Here is an 18161-nt window from a genome sequence, read left to right as displayed (position 1 = left end):
GTATTGAGATCAAAAAGAAAACGGCGGGCCCCGAGGGACCCGCCGTCTCTGTACTGAACGCTACGCCTGGGTTCGATTAGAACTTGGCGGAAGCGCGGAAGAAGAAATAACGACCCAGGCTGTCGTACACCTGCGCATAGGTGTTGCCGTTGATGTACGAGGAACTCGCCACCTGGGTGGTGGCCAGAGGCGGATCCTTGTCGAAGACGTTGTTCACGCCGCCGCTGAGGGTCAGCCAGTCGCTCACCTGGTAAGAGCCGGAGAAGTCGAAGTAGTCGTAGCTGGAGATCTCGGACAGGCCGGGGATCGAGGTGCCGTGCAGGGTGGCGTTGCTGCTGTTGCGTTCCCAAGCCACGCTGCTCAGGTGACGCCATGCCACCGAAATATCGGCGTCCCACGGGGTCTGCCAGGTCGCGCGAACCTTGTGACGCCAAACGGGAGCCGGCACGCCGCAGTTGGCACCGAAGTACCCGGCGCAATCATAACCGTCCGAGCCCTTCAGGGCCTGGGTGACGAAGTCGATCAGGTAGGTGCCCGTCATGTTGAAATTCAGGGCGCCGACCTTCTCCAGGCCGATGTCAGCCAGATCAACGCGATAGTTGGCGTTGAAGTCGATACCCGACTGTTCCAGGCTACCGGTGTTCTGGTTGGTGTTGGTGACATAGCCCGTGGTGCCCAGCCACAGCGAACCCGTGGCGCTACGCTTGATCAGCGGACAGAAGGTGCTGGTGTTGATGCCGTTCAGGCAGTTGGTCATGATCAGGTCGGCACCGATGCCGTTGATCGTGTCGTCAATGTGGATGTTGTAGTAGTCGGCCGAGAAGGTCAGGTCCGGCAGGAAGGTCGGGGTGATGACGGTACCCACGGTCAGGGTGTCCGCCGCTTCCGGCTTCAGGTTCGGATTACCGCCTTCCAGGTCATTGTACTGGCCAGCGCCGTTGGCGACGATCTTGCCATACTGGGCGGCGGTCACGCCGGTACGGGCGCACTGGGCCAAGGTGTAGCTGGGCGAGGAACCGGCGCAGGGGTCGTCGGTCAGCCCCAGGGCGACACCCTGCGGTGTGAACAGTTCCACCACGTTGGGCGCGCGGACGGCGTGGTTGAAGCCGGCACGCAGGCGCAGGTCGGACGTCGGGGCCCAGTCTCCACCAACCTTGTAGGTGTCGGTCTTGCCGGAGGTGCTGTAGTCGGAGTAGCGGTAGCCACCCTCGATGTTGAATTCCTTGATGAAGGGCTTGTCCTGGATGACCGGGATCTTCACTTCCATGAAGGCTTCACGGACATCGTAGGCGCCCGCCACGCCGTGGGTCGGACCACCCTGGCCCGCCAGATCGCCGCTGTCGAATTCCTGGTCGACCTTCAGAGTCAGCTCTTCACGGCGGTATTCCGTGCCGAACACGATCGCCACGCCGCGATTGGCCAGCGGGCTTTGCAGGCCATACCGCCCCAGGTCGCCGCTGATGGACGCGTTAACCACGTCCTGGACCGTCGAACCTTCCTTGAAGCCCGGAGTCTGCAGATAGGTCAACGCGGCACTGGAAATGCTGCTGCTGCTGTCGAAGATGGTGTAGGGCGAGCAGCCGGCGGCCACGGCGGCCGAGTTGGCGCACACCAAGTTGCCGTTGCTATCCTTGGTGACGTTCAGCGCCTCGGCCGTGCGGGCCAGCGAGAAGTCGTTCTTGTAGGTTTCCGACAGGATGACGGTGCTGCGCTGGGCGGACACGTCATAGCTCCAGCCGTCGTACAGGTCGCCCTTCAGGCCGATCAACTCACGGTACGAGGTGTGGCGCAGATCGTCGATACGGCCACCGCCTTCGACGTTACGACGCAGGATGCTGACATCGGCCTTGTCGGAAGAGGTCAGGCCGTTGGCGGTGCAGAGGGTGTTGATCTGACTGGCCGACAGAAGGGGGCTGTCGCAGCCGATGGTGAATTCCTGACCGAACACACCCGACGGCGCGATTTGCGCCAGCGTGTGGTCATCGTGGAACATGAACTCGGTATAGACCTGAACATGTTCGTTGAAATCGTAATGACCGAAGAAGCCGGCCGAATAGCGCTGGTCCGGGCGCTGATAGTAGTTGTACGGCGCGTAGTTGAACGCGGACGCCGACGTGTAGTTATTCAGGTTTTTGCCGCTGACGATGTAGTCGCCGCCACCGATGTTGTCGATGATCTGGGCCGGTGCGGTCGTGCCTGAACCACCGCAGGAATAGGCGCCCTTGGAGCTGACGCTGATGGCGCATGCGCTGTAGTCGCGGGCACCCTGCTGCAGCGGCTGCGCTTTCAGGTATTCGGCGTAGACGGTGATGTTACCCTTGCCGTCGGTGCTGTTCACGCCCAGCACGCCGGAATAGGTGCGGGTGAAGCCGTCCGTCACGTCATCGTCGGGCAGCGCGAAATTGCGCGCCTTGACGGCGTTCTGGATGCGGGTGCTGTCGTTGTTGTGTTGGTAGAAGCTGTAACCGACTTCCGCCTTAGCCCCTTCGAACTTGTCGTCCATGATGAAGTTGACGACGCCGGCCACGGCGTCGGCGCCGTACACGGCCGAGGCACCGCCGCTCAGCACTTCGACGCGCTTCACCAGGGCGGTGGGGATTTCGTTCAGGTCGGCGGCGCTGTTCAACGGCGAACCGGCAGGCATCCGATGTCCGTCGATCAGCACCAGGGTGCGCTGCGACCCCAGACCGCGCAGGTTCACCGTGGCGGTGCCGGTGGAGCCGTTGGAAATGTTGCCACCCTGGCTAGCGAAGACCTGGGGCAGGTTGTTCAGGACGTCTTCCATCCTGGTGGCGCCCTGCAACTTGATTTCTTCGTTGCTAACGGTGGTCACCGGGCTGATGCCGACGGACGAGTCCGTCTTAATGCGCGAACCCGTGATGACGATTTCTTGCAGATCGTCGGCGGCGGCGTAGGCCGTCGTCGCCATCGACGTCAGGGCGCACACGCCAATGGCGGCGCCCGTCAGCAGCGACTGACGGATCCTGCTCTCAAATCCCTTCATGTAGTCCATCTCCACTCGGATTGGTTGTTCCCCGTTCGGCGCCGCCCGTGCATCGTTTCCGGCCTCAGGCGGCAGCTCCCCAGTTCGCCTCTGCCCAGCGTTCTGTTTGGCTTGGGGGAAGTTTTCCGATCACGTTAGCAATGCGTCAACGATCCAAGGGGGGTTGGGGCTCATTCCGTGCATGTCTGTAGCTTTTTGGTTACACTTAAGCGATAAACTTGCGCCAAAATTGTTGAAATTGGACAAAAATAACCTCGGGACAGAATGGTCTTCCGACACACTTCTGTTGCAAATAAAAAATCAAACGTTAACAGCGGGAAAATGCCTCATCGGGCGGCCCGGCGTCGCCCTGAAGGGAGGGGCCAGGCGGGCCTGCTGCCGAATCAGTGGGCAATGTCCGAACCTGCACAAAGCGCGGGCGGTTTGGGCCCATGCACAGAGCCGAAACGAAAAAGGGGCGGCCCGCAGGCCGCCCCTTTCGCGTAGCGCACCAGCACCCCAGGGGAGCGCCGGTGATCAGGCGATGATCAGAACGTGGTCCGGATGGTGCCCATGAACGTCCGGGGCGAGCCGACCTGGTAGAAGGGCACGTTGGCCGCCGTCGTCGAGGACGAGATGGTGTTCAGGTACCGGCGGTCAAACAGGTTGTTGACGTTGAACTGCAGATACGTGCCGCGGAAACCGGCGGCGTCCGGCAGGTCCAGGCGGGCCTCGAAGTTGGCGACGAAGAACGGCGTGGTCCATTCGTCGTTCACGTCGGTGGCGGCGCGGGTGCCGGTGTACTTGCCTTCCAGCGAGGCTGACAGGATGTCCAGCGGCTTGTATTCCACGCGGGCGCCGGTCATCCACTCCGGCGTGTCCACCAGCTGCTTGCCGGCGGTCAGGTAGGTGATGCCGTTGGGGCCGGCCAGATTGTTCTTCACTTCGGAATGCGTGTAGCTGCCCGAGGCGTAGAAGTTCACTTGGTCGGTGATGGCGAAGCCGCTCTCGATCGAGGCGCCGTACAGGTCGACGCGGCCCAGGCTGCGGTCGATGGTGTTGCTGGCGTCGGTCGGGTCCAGGGCGGACACGATGCGGTTGATGTAGCGGGTGTACCAGCCGGAGACCGAGGTCATCAGCCAGTTGGTCTGGAAACGCTCACCCAGTTCGAAGTTGTAGGTCTTTTCCGGGTCCATCACGCCGCTGGTGCGGATGACGCCGTACAGGTTGTCCGTACGCGGCGCGGAGTAGCCTTCCGAGAACTGGAAGTAGAGCTGATGTTCCGGCGTGATCTGGTACGAAATACCCAGGCTCGGCAGCGGCTCGCTGAAGTCCCTGGTCCCGGTGAAGGGCGTGCCGAACAGCTTGGACGCCGAGGCGATCGAAGCGGTGTTGCTGGTGCAGTACTGGTTGCTGCTGACCGAGGCAACGTTGCCGGAGGCGCCGGTGAAGGTGTAGCAGTACTGGTTCAGCTCACGATGGAAGTAGGGCAGGCGCAGGGCCGGGACCACGGTCAGCTTCTGGTCGAAGGCCTTGAAGATGTACTCCATCGAGGCCTGGTTCAGCTCGGCGACCGAGTAGCGGTTGCGGTTTTCCAGCTGGATGCCGTCGACGGCGTAGATACCGCCGCTGTTCTTGCCACCGAACACATCCGTCGGCTTGCCGTCGGCGCCGATGTAGGACCAGTCGCCGGTCTGGCGATGGCGGCCGTAATCCAGGGTGTAACCGACGCGCAGACGGTTGTTGTCGTCAATGTCCCAGATCAGCGAAGAGGTGACGCCGGTGCGGAAGGTGTTGGTGTTGCTGGGCGCGTACAGCAGCACGGTGTCCAGGGTGTCGCCGTCGCCATTCAGATCCATGCCCTTGGCGGTCTTGCTGCTGCCGATCAGGCGGGCGTCGGTTTCCTTGACGCTCAGCGTGCCGCCGCCGTTGGCCAGCGTGTACTGGAAGTAGGGATCGACCGTCAGCATGACGTCGTCGGCCAGGTGGAAGCGCGACTGGCCGCGGACGTTGCCGGTGTTGGAGGGGTTGACGCGCACCTGGTAGTAGTTGCTGTCGGTGCCGGGGACCGTGTCGGGCTTGCCGGCCACGGCGGTCTGCGGAACCCAGGTGTTGTTGTAGTCGGCGAAGTAGTTGTTGGCGAACGTCGCGCGGCTGTTGGTCTGGTAGGAGTTGTTGCGGTTCTCGTTGTAGTGCGCGGCCACAGAGATGAAGTCGCCGCCCCCCAAATCTTCATAGATTCGGGTATTGAACTGCTTCTTCTGCAGTTCGCCGTAGCCCTTGAACTTGTTGTAGTCCTGATAGGACGCGGAAACGAAGGCGGAGGTGCGGCCACCGGGGCCGAAATCGCCGGTGTCCAGCGCGGCGAAGACGCGCTTGTAGTTGTAGCTGCCGAAGCTCAGCTTGCCTTCGACGCCAACCTCATCCAGCGGCTTGCGGGTCTGGACGTTGATGGTGCCGCCGGTGGCCGAGGCCGTGGGGCTGTCGACGTCGGTGGTGCCGATGTTGACGGTGGCGCGGCTGATCAACTCCTCGTCAATCATCTGGTTGGAATAGATGGCGTAGTTGCCGGTGTCGTTCAGCGGGATGCCGTCGAAGGTCAGCGAGACGCGGTTGCCGTCGAAGCCGCGGATGCGGATGTTGCCGCCGGAGGAGCCGTAGGCGTCGGTGTTGGTGAAGTTCACACCCGGCAGCAGGTTCAGGCCGGCCAGCACGCTCTGGCCGGCGGTCTGCGTGGCCAGGTATTCCTGCGTCACCGTGGACTTGGACTTGGGCGCGGTTTCCGCCTGGATCAGGCCGCCGATGGAGGGCTGCTTGCGGGCGCCGGTGATGACGATTTCGTCCATTTCAGAGGCGGTGGACTGCGCCAGCGCCGGAACGGTCCAGGCGGCCGCGGTGGCCAGCGCCAGGGCACCCGTACCCAGCTTGAGGAAAGTGGCGTAACGGCGCGTCGGCGCCTTTGCGCGATAAAGACTGCTCATCGATTGCCCCCAGATTTGGATCGTTCGTCGTTCGGTCAGCCATGCACCCGCTTGGCGCACCCGCTCGTTCAGCCAAGTGTGACTGCGTCGGGCGCTTTCTTCCCTCCTTCGTATTACAACAACATTACAGACTCGCGGGCTTCTTACGCACGGCCGGCCAAAAGGCGCGGATTTCCCCCCGACTGTGGCCGCCAAAGCACATACGGCGGTAGCTCCGCGACAAAGTGCAGCGCAGCTTTTTCGCGCACAAAGCATAGAAAAATATATATATAATAGATACTTAGTTGTTGGCGCATCTGCGTGGCCCATCTGTGGCGGGCCAACTGTTGCAGAACGATGAAATCTTGACCTGTTGATCAGGAATCCGGGCGAATCAGGCGACGCGGACGTCTCACCTCCACCCAGCACCGAAAGCCGACTGAATTGTCGGCGAACTGGGTGGCGGGGGAGGTTGCGGGCGCCCCGCACCAAGGCTTGGCACTCAGGAATGGACGGAGCAGCGTGCCGGAGGCATGTAGAACCCACTTCTACCCCCCAATCTCCTGCCCGTGGCGGGTCCCGCCCTTGGCGGGCGGAACGCGGGCCCCTACTATAGCTTTCGACATGCCGCTCGGCGGGGCGGCGCGTGCCTGCTGTTTCGGGGGCGCAACTGGGGGCAAGGGCATGCGGCGTATGGGCGGTGAAAGGTGAGGCGGCTTCCGGGATTGCGCAGCAGGCTGCTGCTGCTGTTGCTGGCCGTCATCGGCGCCATGGCGGCGCTGATGGTGGTGGAGGGCCAGTCCCGGCGCCAGGCGGCGGTCGGCGCCGCCCGGTCCCATGTCCGCATCCTGACCCAGGTGGCGGAGGAGGAGCACCGCGTGCTGGTGGAGCAACTGGGCCATCTGGTGGAAACGGTGGCCTTGCAGGAGGTTGACCTGTCGGCCGGCGACTGCGCCGATGACTTGGTCCGCCTGAAAGCCGCGGAGCCTTGGATCGCCAACGTCTTCCTCTCCCGGCCGGACGGCAGCACGCTGTGCGCTTCGGCACCCGCCGCGGCCGCGGTCAATGTCGGCGACCGGCCCTATTTCAGGGAGGCGCTGCGCACCGGGCGGGCCACTCTCAGCGACTACATGATAGGGCGAACCAGCCGGGCGCCCATCCTGGCCATGGCCCGCCCCATCCTCGGGCCGGACGGTCAGATCCGGGCGGTGGCCCGCGCCAGCATGCGGCTGAACTGGGCCGGCCGGCTGGCGGCGATGGCGGCGGACATGCCCAATGGCCTCTTCGCCATCATCGATGGCCAGGGGGAGGTGCTGGTCCGCTTCCCCGCGCCGGCCTGGCCGGACGGGCAGGCGGCGTCCCCCGATGACGCGGCGGCGGAACCGGTTGCCCAACCGAAGCTGGACCCCGCCCTGGTGGAGGCACTGTTCGCCCAGCCCACGGGCACGCTGCTGTCCGCCGGGCTGGACGGCGTGCCACGCATCATCGGCTTCGGCGTGCTGCAGGGCATCAACGCCCGGGTGGTGGTCAGCCTGCCGCGGGCCGAGGCCGTGGGCGAGGCGGACGAGGATTTCTGGCGCAGCATGGTGGGCCTGGCGGCGGTGGCGGCGGTGGCCCTGCTGTTCGGCATCGTTGGCGTGGAAACCTCGGTCATGAGCCGGCTGGGCACGCTCACCCGCGTGGTGGAACGCATCGGGCGGGGGGAACGGGGGGCGCGCGCGCCGGAACGGCCGGGCGATGCGGAGTTCGGGGTGCTGGCCCGGGCCATCAACATCATGGCCAACAATCTGGAACAGGGGGCGGCGGACCTGGCGGAACGTGAGATGCGCTTCCGCGACCTGATCGACGTATCCACCGACTGGTACTGGGAAGCGGATCCGGAGCGCCGGCTGACCTATGTCTCACCCGGCGTGCGCGCCATCGGCCTCGACCCCCTGCGCATGGTGGGGGAAAAGCAGATCAGCGGCCTGACCCCCACGCCGGAGACGGCGGCGGCCCTGGCCAATGGCGCCGACAAGCAGGAATTCCGCGACCTGCGCTATGTCGTCAGCCACCCCAGCGGCCGGCGCTACCACGTCGTGCTGTCCGGTCGCCCGCTCTATGACCCGGATGGCGCCATCCGCGGCTGGCGCGGGGCGGGCCGCGATATCACGGCGCTGGTGGAGGCCCGTCACGCGTTGGAGGAAAGCGAGGCACGGTTCCGCCTGCTGGCGGATCGGGCCAGCGACATCATCCTGCTGACGCGGCCGGACGGCGCCCGCCTTTACGTCTCCCCCTCGGTGGAACGCATCCTGGGCTACAGCGTGGCGGAGTTCACGGACCTGACGTTGACGCAGCTGCGCCATCCCGACGATCACGCGGTCGACGCCACCTTCGAAGCCCTGTCGGCTGCGGCCCTGCGGGCGGGGCCGGCGCCGGCTGGTGGAGCCCCCGTTGTTCCAGAGGGGACTGGCGCGGAGGGTTTGGGCCAGGAGGGACCGGGCGGTGTCGCCGCCCGCTTCCGCCTGCGCCACAAGGACGGTCGTTGGGTCTGGCTGGAAGCCGTCATCTCGTTGACCCGGGGGGACGACGGTGCCCCGCTGCTGGTTTCCGCGTCGCGCGACGTCACTGAGCGCGTGCGCCAGGAGGAGGAGTTGCGCGCCGCCCGCGACACCCTGACGGCGGCGGCGGCGGAACTGGAGCACGCGCGCCGGGTGGCGGAGGAGGCCAACGCCGCCAAGTCCGCTTTCCTGACCGCCACCAGCCACGAGATCCGCACGCCGCTGAACGGCATCATCGGCGCGGTGCAGTTGCTGTCGGCGGAACCGCTGGCGCCACTGCAGCGCGATCTGGCCGCCATCATCCGCGACAGCGCCCAGACACTGCTGCTGTTGGTGGATGACCTGCTGGACCTGTCTAAGCTGGAGGCTGGCCGCGTGGAGCTGGTGGAGGCGGACTTCCAGCTGGCGGCGGTGGTGACGGACGCCGCCCGCTTGATGGAAGGCCAGGCACGGACCAAGGGGCTGGCCCTGCGCACCCGCATCGCGCCCGAGGCGGCGGCCACCTTCCGGGGGGATGCCCGCCGGCTGCGCCAACTGCTGTTGAACCTGCTGGGCAACGCCGTGAAGTTCACCGACAAGGGCGAAATCCAGCTGATGGCGGAGGTGTTCGAGGGCCCCGCCAATCCCGCGTCGGGGGAGGGCCCGTGCGACGTGCGCGTGGTGCTGACCGTGCGCGATACCGGCATCGGCATGACGGCGGACCAGCGGGCGCGGCTGTTCAACCGCTTCGTCCAGGGCGACGACAGCATCGGCCAGCGCTATGGCGGCAGCGGCCTGGGCCTGTCCATCTGCCGCGAACTGGTCACGCTGATGGGGGGCAGCATCGCGCTGGACAGCACCCCGGGCGAGGGCAGCACCTTCATCATTGAACTGGTCCTGCCCCGCCTGCCGGGCCAGGCGGCGGGGACGAAGGAGGCCCGGCAGCCCCGGGTGGCGTCCCGGCGCGGGAGCGGCCGCCGCGTGCTGGTGGTCGAGGACAACAGCATCAACGCCCGGCTGACGGAGATGATGCTACGGACCGAGGGCTATGACGTGGCCTTGGCCAGCGAGGGGGCGGAGGGGGCTGCGATCGCGCTGGGTTCGCCGCCGGTCGATCTGGTGCTTATGGACATCCAGATGGCGGGGCTGGACGGGCTGGAGGCCACCCGGCGCATCCGCGCGGGCGAGGCCCCCGGCCGCCGCGTGCCGGTCATCGCCATGACCGCCAACGCCATGGTGGGCATGCGCGAGGAGTATCTGGCGGCCGGCATGGACGATTATGTGTCCAAGCCCTTCGACCAGGGGCGCTTCCTGGACCTGGTGGCCCGCTGGACGGGTGGGGCATCCGCCGCCGGTGATGTGCCGGGCGCGACCGACGCAGCCGCCACGCCTGGCCCTGGCGACGACTATCCCATGGCCGAGCAGCCGCTATTCGACCGCGAGCCGCTGGCCAAGCTGGTGGACCTCGCGGGCCGTGAAGGCACCCTCGAGATGGTGCGGGAGTTCGTCAGCTTCGGCCAGGCGCGTATCGCGCGGACCGCGGGCCTGGTGGCCGCCGACAATCTGGTGGAAGCGCGGCGCGAGGCGCACAGCCTGATCTCCACCGTGGGCAATCTTGGCCTCCGCCGCCTGCAGCATCTGGCGCAATCCCTGGAGCAGGCCTGCATCCACGAGAATGCCGACGAGGCGCGTCTGCTGATGGACGCCATCGTCGGCGTGGCCCCCGCCTCCTGGGCGGCCCTGGCCCGCGACTACCCGGTGCCCGTCACGGCGGCCTGATTTTCTTCCTCAAGCGTCAGCGGACTGGAAACCGAGGATCAGCCAAGGACCGGATGGCCCGCCGGCGCGTGATGAGCAGGAAAAAATAAGAAAAGCTACGCGCTGCCGATCAGGATACCGGTGGCGAACACCAGCAGGCCGCCGATGATGACCTGGAACGCGGCGGCCAGGAAGGTGGTGTCCATATAGCGGTTGCGGATCCAGGAGATGACGCCCAGCTCCACCGCCACCACCGCCCCGGCCACGGCCGTGGCCGTCCAGAAGTGGGGGATCAGGTAGGGCAGGGTGTGGCCCAGGCCGCCCACCGCCGTCATCACGCCGCAGACCAGGCCGCGCAGCCAGGGGCTGCCCCGGCCGGTCAGGCTGCCGTCGTCTGACAGGGCCTCGGCGAAGCCCATGCTGATGCCGGCACCCACGGCGGCGGCGATGCCGACCAGGAAGGTCTGCCAGGTGTCGTGGGTGGCGAAGGCGGCGGCGAACAGCGGGGCGAGGGTGGAAACGGACCCGTCCATCAACCCCGCCAGCCCCGGCTGCACCACCTGCAGGACGAACAGCCGGCGTTCCGACGCGTGTTCCTGCTCCCGCACCTCAGGCGTGATCAGGCGGGATTCCAGGGCCTCCGCCCGGGCCTCGTGGCGGCGCTCCTCATCCGCCAGGTCGCCCAGCAGCTGGCGCACGGCGGCATCGGTGGAGCGGCGGGCGGCGCGGGTGTAGAAGCGCTTGGTTTCCGCCTCCATCAGTTCCGCCTGCTGGCGCACGGTTTCCAGTGCCAGGGGCCGCATCAGCCAGATCGGCTTGCGTTGGACGAACCCGCGCACGTCCTGCCGGCGGATCAGGGGGATATGCTCCCCGAAGCGCTGGCGGTACAGCTCGATCAGCCGGTGGCGGTGTCCATTCTCCTCGGCCGCCAGGGTGGTGAAGACCTTGGCGCTTTCCGGGAAGTTTTCGCGCAGGCCGGCGGCGAACTCGTCATAGATGCGGGCGTCCTCCTCCTCCAGCGACACGGCCAGGGCCAGCAGCTCTTGTTCGGTGAGGGCGGAGAAGTCCTTCATGGGGGCTGCCTTGAAAGGAAGGGGGGACGCTGCCAGCAAGACTAGCGGCAAGCGTCCGCCCGTCAACCCGCCGCGTGGTCGGCGATGATGAAATCTTCAAGCAATAATAATGAGTTGCGCTTGCGTCTCCCCGCGTGCGCCCAGCCCGGCGCGCCGCCATGGCCTGCTGGCATGGGCTCCCTGCGCCCGCACCCCCTCATCAGCGGGGCGCTTTCACGATAGTCTCCCCCTCCGATCCTTTAGCTCCGTGGGGACGCGCGGCATGTTGAGTTGGCAGACGCTCACCACCTTCGCCGGCATCTGTTTCTTCCTGTCGGCCACGCCGGGCCCGAACATGCTGTTCGCCCTGGGCGTGGGCCTGCGCCATGGGGTGCGCGCCGCCGCCTGGGCGGGTCTCGGCATGTGCTTGGCCCTGGGCGTCATGGCGGCGCTGTCGGCGGTGGGCATGGCGGCCCTGCTCCAGACCTCCGCCACCGCCTTCATGGTGCTGAAGGTGGCGGGCGTGGCCTATCTGCTCTACCTGGGCGTCCAGGCCTGGCGCGCCGATCCGAACGAATCCCTGCGCGCGGAAACGGACGCCGAACAGCGGGGCGAGGCGGTGCGGCCGGCGGAGGTGCGGGCCCATCGCCTGTTGCTGCGCGGCCTGCTGGTCTGCGGCTCCAACCCCAAGGCGCTGATCTTCATGGCCGCCTTCTTCCCCCAGTTCATCGATGCCGCCCGGCCGTTGACCGGTCAACTGGTGTGGCTGACCACCGTCATGGTGATCATAGAGTTCGGCTGGATCCTGACCTACGCCATCGGTGGGCAGACGTTGGCCAACCGGCTGCAGACGCCCCGCGCCGCCCGCCAACTGAACCGCCTGACCGGCAGCCTGCTGATCGGCGCCGGCGGCCTGCTGGCGTTCATGCGCTGACTCCGCCCGGCGGTTCCCGTGTAACGGCTCTCAAGCCGATTTCGGCCTGACGCGATCCGGCATAGAGTGGCGCCGGATCGGTGATCCAATCTCCCTGGCCCCTGTCCCCGGGGCCCCTGCCTTGGGGTGTCATGCGTCCGCGTTTCCCGTCCGCTCCCGTCATCGCCGCCGGCTTGGCCGCGATCCTGCTGTCCGGCTGCGCCTTTTTCGAGGGCGACGATGGCGCGCCCGCCACGCCGGCCCCGAGCCAGGGCATCCTCTCCCGGCTGGCCCCATCGCCGCAGCCCATGCCCGCGCCGGCATCCGAACCGGCGGTTTCCCAGGCCAAATCGCCTCAGGCCGTGCCGCCGGCGGCCGCACCGGCGCCCGTGACACCCCCTACCGTGGCCCAAGCGCCAGCGGTCCGGGCACCGGACACCATCATGCCCGGCGCCCAAGGCCAGTCCAGCCGCCCGGCGGCCACCTCCAACCTGCCCCTGGACGGCCATATCAACGCCCCCGTGGACCCGCCCGACGCCCAGCGGCTGGTCGCCCAGGCCGACATCGAAATGGAAGGGAAGGACGGCAAAGGCCCCACCCCGGAGAATATGGCGTCAGCCCTCAGCCTGTTCGAACAGGCCATATCCCGGGGCGGCCTGAAGGCCCGCGAGGCCCTGGCCGTCTATTATTACTACGGCCGGGGCACGGCCAAGGATCCGCAGCGGGCGGCGGATGTGGTGAGGCCCGCGGCCGAGGCCGGCCTGGCCATGGCCGCCCTGATCTATGGCCAGCTGCATAATACTGGCACCCTTCCCGGCGGCGCGGACGAGGCCCAGTACTGGTACAACGTCGCCCGTCGCGCCGGCTGCGCCCCTTGCATCTCCAGCCACCAGGAATTTCTGAATGGCATCGAGGCCAAGCTGGGCCTGCCGGCGAGCAAGGGCCAGGGCGACCTGATCAGCGATCCCATTGTGCTGCAGGGCGTGAGCGACGATGCCGCGGGGGTGAAGCGGGAATACACCGTGCTGGGCATCCTCTATCCAGGCTGGAAGCGGGTGGAGCAGCGGCTGGTGACGGAAAACGGGCGGCGGTACGACCAGCTGACGCTGGAGAACACGCACCAGCGCCGGGTGCGCGTCTATTTCGATGTCACCGACTGGATGAAGCCCGCCCCCAAGGCGCCAGGCGCCAAATCCTGAGCGGAGGGCGGCTCAAGCGCCCGCCGTCCAGGCGCGACGCAGGGCCTGGCCGCAGGCCATGCTGGCCAGATAGGCCCGGGGCGCCACGACCTCGCGCGCGACCAGGCCATAGGTGCCGCGGTCGGCGCTGATCCAGGGGTAGAAGCCCATCATGCCGGGACTGCTGAAGGCGCCATCGCCACCGGCGCCGTCCTCCACCCAATGGTTCAGGCTGTAGTGCCAGGACTGGGGCAGGGCGGGGCCCTGCACGGCGGGGCAGTCCGGCCCCTGGGTACAGATGGGGTGGCTGCCCAGCATGTCGTGGATGCGCAGCCGTCCCGACACCACCTTGCGCAGAAAGGCGCCATAGGCGGCCGGGCTGGCCTTCAGCCCACCGGCCACCCGGGGTGCCGCGAAGTCCAGGTACAGTTCGGGCCCCAGCACGCGCCGCATCTCCGCGGCCAGGCCATAGCGGTCCAGGTCGCCCAGGCCCAAGGTCGTCGCCAGATGCTGGTCGTGACCGCCGTTGTAGCTGAAGCGCCCCCGGTGGTCGGCATTCAACTGGCCGTTGCCGCGCCGGTCCAGGCAAGCGCCCACCGTGCGCGCGCCGAAGCAGGCCAGCGGGTTGAAGTTGTCATAGCCCGACCGCATCTCCAGCGCGTCCAGCTGGTCCGCCGTCAGCTGGCCGCCGGTGCGTTCCACCACATAGGCGGCGAATACCAGCTTGCTGGCGGACGCCACTTGCAGCGGCCGGTTGGCGGAGTAGCGGACGCCCCGGCTGCCGCTGACCAGGGGGCCGGTACCGTCGCCGATCTCCCAGTAGAAATCCCCCAGGTCACGGCAGGCGGCGTCGCCGTTGGCCGCGGCGGTCACCGCCGCCTTGCGTCGGGCCAGGCCCCGATGCGGATCCGCCTTGCTGAACAGGGGCACCTGCGCCGCGTTGTTGGCGGAAACCGTCTCCGCCGGCACCTGGGCCCGGGCGTCGGCGACGTTCAGCAGGGCGCCTGCCGCCAGGCAGATCCCCAGGAGGGACGTCCGCCGCCGCGCCGCCGATATCCGCCCACGCCGTTTGCCGCGCACGTCCACTGATCACACACCCGCTGTCTTGAGGGGGCGATGATATCAGCCCCCCCCGGCGGGGGGTATGCATGGGGGCGGTACTGTCGTCTTTGTCGCAGCCCCGGGCCCAGGCCGGGGCCCAGCCAGGCGGGGGCAGGGTGGAGCGAAAACGCGAAAGGCCGGCACGTCGGGGCGTCCGGCCTTTCGGCATGTCGCCTTCGGGGGCGACTCTTCCTTGCCCGGCCTGTCGCCGGGCGTCCTGGGTTCAGGCGCGGAATGTCAGGCGCCCGCGGCCATCAGCTGGTCATAGGCGGGCAGGGTCAGGAACTCCGCGAAGCGGTGCTGGAACACCAGGTTGGAGAAAAGGCGGGCGGCCTCCTCGTGACGGCTGTGGGCCAGGGCGACCTCGCCCACCCGGCCGATCCAGGCGGCCAGTTCCTCCTCGATGATCCTTTCCACCAGCGCGTGGTCCACGGTACGGCCGTCATCCAGCGTGGCGCCGTGGCGCAGCCACTGCCAAACCTGGGCGCGGCTGATCTCCGCCGTGGCGGCGTCTTCCATCAGGTTGAACAGGGGCACACAGCCCTGGCCGCGCAGCCAGGCCTCGATATAGCCGATGCCCACCGCCACGTTTTGGCGCAGGCCCGCTTCGGTGCGCGGGCCCTGTGGGACGGCCAGCAGATCCTCCGCCGTCACCCGCACGTCGTGGCAGGTGGCGTGGATCTGGTTGGGCGTCCGCATCAGGTCGTCGAACACCGCGCGGGCAACCGGCACCAGCGCCGGATGGGCCACCCAGGTACCGTCATGGCCGTTGCGGGCCTCCCGCTCCTTGTCGGCGCGGACCTGGGCGAAGGCCCGATCGTTCGCCACCGGATCGTCCTTCACCGGAATATAGGCCGCCATGCCGCCGATGGCGGGGGCGCCGCGGCGGTGGCAGGTCTTGACCGCCAGGCGGGAATAGGCGTTCAGGAAGCCCTTATCCATGGTGACCGCCCCCCGGTCGGGCAGCATGGCGTCCGGGTCATTACGGAACTTCTTGATGAAGCTGAAGATGTAATCCCAGCGGCCGCAGTTCAGGCCGGCGGAATGACAGCGCAGCTCATACAGGATCTCGTCCATCTCGAACGCGGCCAGGATGCTTTCGATCAGCACGGTGGCCTTGATGGTGCCGGGCTCCAGCCCCAGGCAGTCCTGGGCATGCAGGAAGATGTCGTTCCACAGCCGGGCCTCGGCCCGGCCCTCGATCTTGGGCAGGTAGAAATAGGGGCCACTGCCCCGGGCCAGCAGTTCATGGGCGTTGTGGAAGAAATAGAGGCCGAAGTCGAACAGCGCGGCGGACACCGGCCGGCCGTCGATCAGCACATGCTTCTCCTCCAGGTGCCAGCCGCGCGGGCGGACCATCAGCACGGCGACCTTGTGGTTCAGGGCATAGTGCTTGCCCGTGACCGGATCGGTATGGGCGATGGTGCGGCGGATGGCGTCGCGCAGGTTGACCTGCCCGTCCATCAGGTTGGCCCAGGTGGGGGCGTTGCTGTCCTCAAAATCGGCCATGAACACCTGCGCGCCGGAATTCAGCGCGTTGATGATCATCTTGCGCTCCACCGGCCCGGTGATCTCCACCCGGCGGTCGCGCAGGTCGGCGGGCTGCGGCTCGACCGTCCATTCCTCATGCCGGGCATAGCCGCAGGCGGGGTTGAACGCCGGCTTCTCGCCCGCGTCCAGGCGGACCTGGCGTTCAACCCGCTTTTCCAGCAGGTACCGGCGGCGCCAGCCGAAGCGGCGTTCCAGGTCGGCGACGAAGGCCAGGGCGGCGGGGGTCAGGAGGGCGTCATAACCGGGCTTGGACGCGGCGCGGATCTCGATGCGTCCCGCCGGGGCATCCGGGGAAAGACGGGGGGCCGAGGGGGCGAACAGGGCGTCAGGCATGATGCTCTCCCTTCAAGACTGGGGCCCGTCGCGGATAGCCTGCGGCCGAGGCCCTGGAGGCGGTGTCGGGGAGGAACGGTGCGGCGGCGGGACGCTCCAGCGTCGTTAAACCCCGTCGCCGCACCCTTCCGGGCGGTGCCAGGGAATGAACCCGGCACCGCCGATCGGTGGTGGACGCTTTGAAAGCTCTGGCAGGAACCGGAAGGGAAACCGGGCGGCGGCGGGACGCTCCAGCGTCGTTCACTCCCGCCGCCGCCCGAAGGGTGGTCCCAGGCGAACGGTGCGTCGGCCTTCCCTGGGATCACCCCGTTCCGGGGATGGGACCGATCAGTGGAACTGGTCGGTCTCGGTCGAGTCCTTCATGGCGGTGGTGCTGCTGGTGCCGCCGGAAATCGCCAGGGACACGGCGTCGAAGTAGCCGGTACCGACCTCGCGCTGGTGCTTCACGGCGGTGAAGCCCTGGGCCTCGGCCGCGAATTCCTTCTGCTGCAGCTCGGAGAAGGCGGCCATGCCCCGCTCCTTGTAGCCGCGGGCCAGTTCGAAGGTGGCGTAGTTCAGCGAGTGGAAGCCGGCCAGGGTGATGAACTGGAACTTGTAGCCCATGGCGCCCAGTTCCTGCTGGAAGCGGGCGATGGTCGCCTCATCCAGGTTGGCGCGCCAGTTGAAGCTGGGCGAGCAGTTGTAGGCCAAGAGCTTGCCCGGGAACTGCTTGTGCACGGCCTCGGCGAAGCGGCGGGCGTCGTCCAGGTTGGGCTTGGACGTTTCCCACCATAGCAGGTCGGCATAGGGCGCATAGGCCAGGCCGCGGGCGATGCAGTAGTCGACACCCATGCCCTTGCGGATGCGGAAGAAGCCCTCCGGCGTGCGGTCGTTGCGGTCGATGAAGGGATGGTCGCGCTCATCCACGTCCGACGTGATCAGCTGCGCGCTCTCGGCGTCGGTGCGGGCGACCACCAGGGTGGAGGTGCCGGAGACGTCGGCGCCCAAGCGGGCGGCGTTCAGGATGCGGATGAACTGCTGGATGGGGATCAGCACCTTGCCACCCAGATGGCCGCACTTCTTCTCCGACGCCAGCTGGTCCTCGAAATGGACGCCGGCGGCGCCGGCCTCGATCATGGACTTCATCAGCTCGAAGGCGTTCAGCGGGCCGCCGAAGCCGGCCTCGGCGTCGGCGACGATGGGCACCATCCAGTTGATGCTGTCCTTGCCCTCGGCATGGTTGATCTGGTCAGCGCGCAGCAGGGCGTTGTTGATGCGCTTCACGACGCTGGGCACGGAATTGGCGGGGTACAGGCTCTGGTCCGGGTACATCTGGCCCGCCAGGTTGGCGTCGGCCGCGACCTGCCAGCCCGACAGGTAGATGGCTTCCAGGCCGGCCTTGGCCATCTGCATGGCCTGGTTGCCGGTGAAGGCGCCCAGGCTGTGGACGTAGGGGCGGGTGTGCAGCAGTTCCCACAGGCGGCGCGCGCCCAGTTCGGCCAGGGTGTATTCGATCTTGACCGAGCCCGACAGGCGCTTGATGTCCTGTTCGGTGTAGTCGCGCTTCACACCTTCGAAGCGGCGGGCATGCAGCGCCTTCAGGTCGGTGGGGGTGGTGCCTTGATCCAGCGGAGCCATGATCGCCTAATCCTTTCCTTAAGAGACTTTGGGGCGGTTCCCGGTTCCGGTCGCCCCGATGATGTTTCCCGTGACCGCTTCGTCCGCTCTTGTTTGCGGTGCGTCCGTCGCGTTCACTGCACTGCGTTAGACTTGGCGATTTGGTAAATTGGATCAATAAGTCTTTGATTGAAAAGTGGTAACGATGTAATCTCTT

The 18161-nt window shown here is 67.0% G+C and carries 9 protein-coding genes; 3 read left to right on the top strand and 6 right to left on the bottom strand.

Annotation, left to right across the window (positions count from 1 at the left end):
* Positions 1 to 76 precede the first annotated feature (76 nt).
* Together FHS74_RS13530 and FHS74_RS13525 are read right to left on the bottom strand one after the other, a co-directional pair.
* Positions 77 to 3004 (bottom strand): TonB-dependent receptor domain-containing protein, encoded by a 2928-nt coding sequence (locus FHS74_RS13530; protein WP_184801329.1) that lies wholly within the window; start codon positions 3002 to 3004, stop codon positions 77 to 79.
* Positions 3005 to 3531: 527 nt separating this feature from the next.
* Positions 3532 to 5964, bottom strand: a complete 2433-nt coding sequence (locus FHS74_RS13525; RefSeq protein ID WP_184801327.1) for a TonB-dependent receptor — start codon at positions 5962 to 5964, stop codon at positions 3532 to 3534.
* A gap of 704 nt (positions 5965 to 6668) precedes the next feature.
* Here FHS74_RS13525 and FHS74_RS13520 point away from each other — a divergent pair.
* The gene (locus tag FHS74_RS13520; RefSeq protein WP_184801325.1) at positions 6669 to 10241 is read left to right on the top strand and encodes a PAS domain S-box protein; all 3573 of its coding nucleotides are present in this window, start codon (positions 6669 to 6671) and stop codon (positions 10239 to 10241) included.
* 95 nt (positions 10242 to 10336) lie between these two features.
* Here the strand turns inward: FHS74_RS13520 and mbfA are convergent, their stop codons facing one another.
* Positions 10337 to 11293 (bottom strand): iron exporter MbfA, encoded by a 957-nt coding sequence (mbfA, locus tag FHS74_RS13515; RefSeq protein WP_184801323.1) that lies wholly within the window; start codon positions 11291 to 11293, stop codon positions 10337 to 10339.
* A gap of 262 nt (positions 11294 to 11555) precedes the next feature.
* On the opposite strand from mbfA, the gene FHS74_RS13510 reads away from it, so the two are divergent.
* Together FHS74_RS13510 and FHS74_RS13505 are read left to right on the top strand one after the other, a co-directional pair.
* Positions 11556 to 12206 (top strand): LysE family translocator, encoded by a 651-nt coding sequence (locus FHS74_RS13510; protein WP_246463119.1) that lies wholly within the window; start codon positions 11556 to 11558, stop codon positions 12204 to 12206.
* 131 nt (positions 12207 to 12337) lie between these two features.
* Positions 12338 to 13384 (top strand): SEL1-like repeat protein, encoded by a 1047-nt coding sequence (locus FHS74_RS13505; RefSeq protein ID WP_184801321.1) that lies wholly within the window; start codon positions 12338 to 12340, stop codon positions 13382 to 13384.
* Positions 13385 to 13396: 12 nt separating this feature from the next.
* Here FHS74_RS13505 and FHS74_RS13500 read toward each other — a convergent pair whose 3' ends face one another.
* The 3 genes from FHS74_RS13500 to aceA form a co-directional block, all read right to left on the bottom strand.
* Positions 13397 to 14443 carry a hypothetical protein gene (locus tag FHS74_RS13500; RefSeq protein WP_184801319.1) on the bottom strand — a complete coding sequence of 349 codons (1047 nt, stop codon included), beginning with the start codon at positions 14441 to 14443 and terminating at the stop codon, positions 13397 to 13399.
* Positions 14444 to 14701: 258 nt separating this feature from the next.
* Positions 14702 to 16348: a malate synthase A gene (gene aceB, locus FHS74_RS13495; RefSeq protein WP_184801317.1), complete on the bottom strand. Its 1647-nt coding sequence runs from the start codon at positions 16346 to 16348 to the stop codon at positions 14702 to 14704.
* 327 nt (positions 16349 to 16675) lie between these two features.
* Positions 16676 to 17965 carry an isocitrate lyase gene (aceA, locus tag FHS74_RS13490; RefSeq protein ID WP_184801315.1) on the bottom strand — a complete coding sequence of 430 codons (1290 nt, stop codon included), beginning with the start codon at positions 17963 to 17965 and terminating at the stop codon, positions 16676 to 16678.
* Positions 17966 to 18161 lie beyond the last annotated feature (196 nt).

The organism is Nitrospirillum iridis (assembly GCF_014205765.1).
Taxonomy (GTDB): domain Bacteria; phylum Pseudomonadota; class Alphaproteobacteria; order Azospirillales; family Azospirillaceae; genus Nitrospirillum; species Nitrospirillum iridis.
The sequence above is the reverse complement of the archived record's forward strand: the minus strand, read 5'-3'. Positions and strand labels throughout refer to the sequence as shown.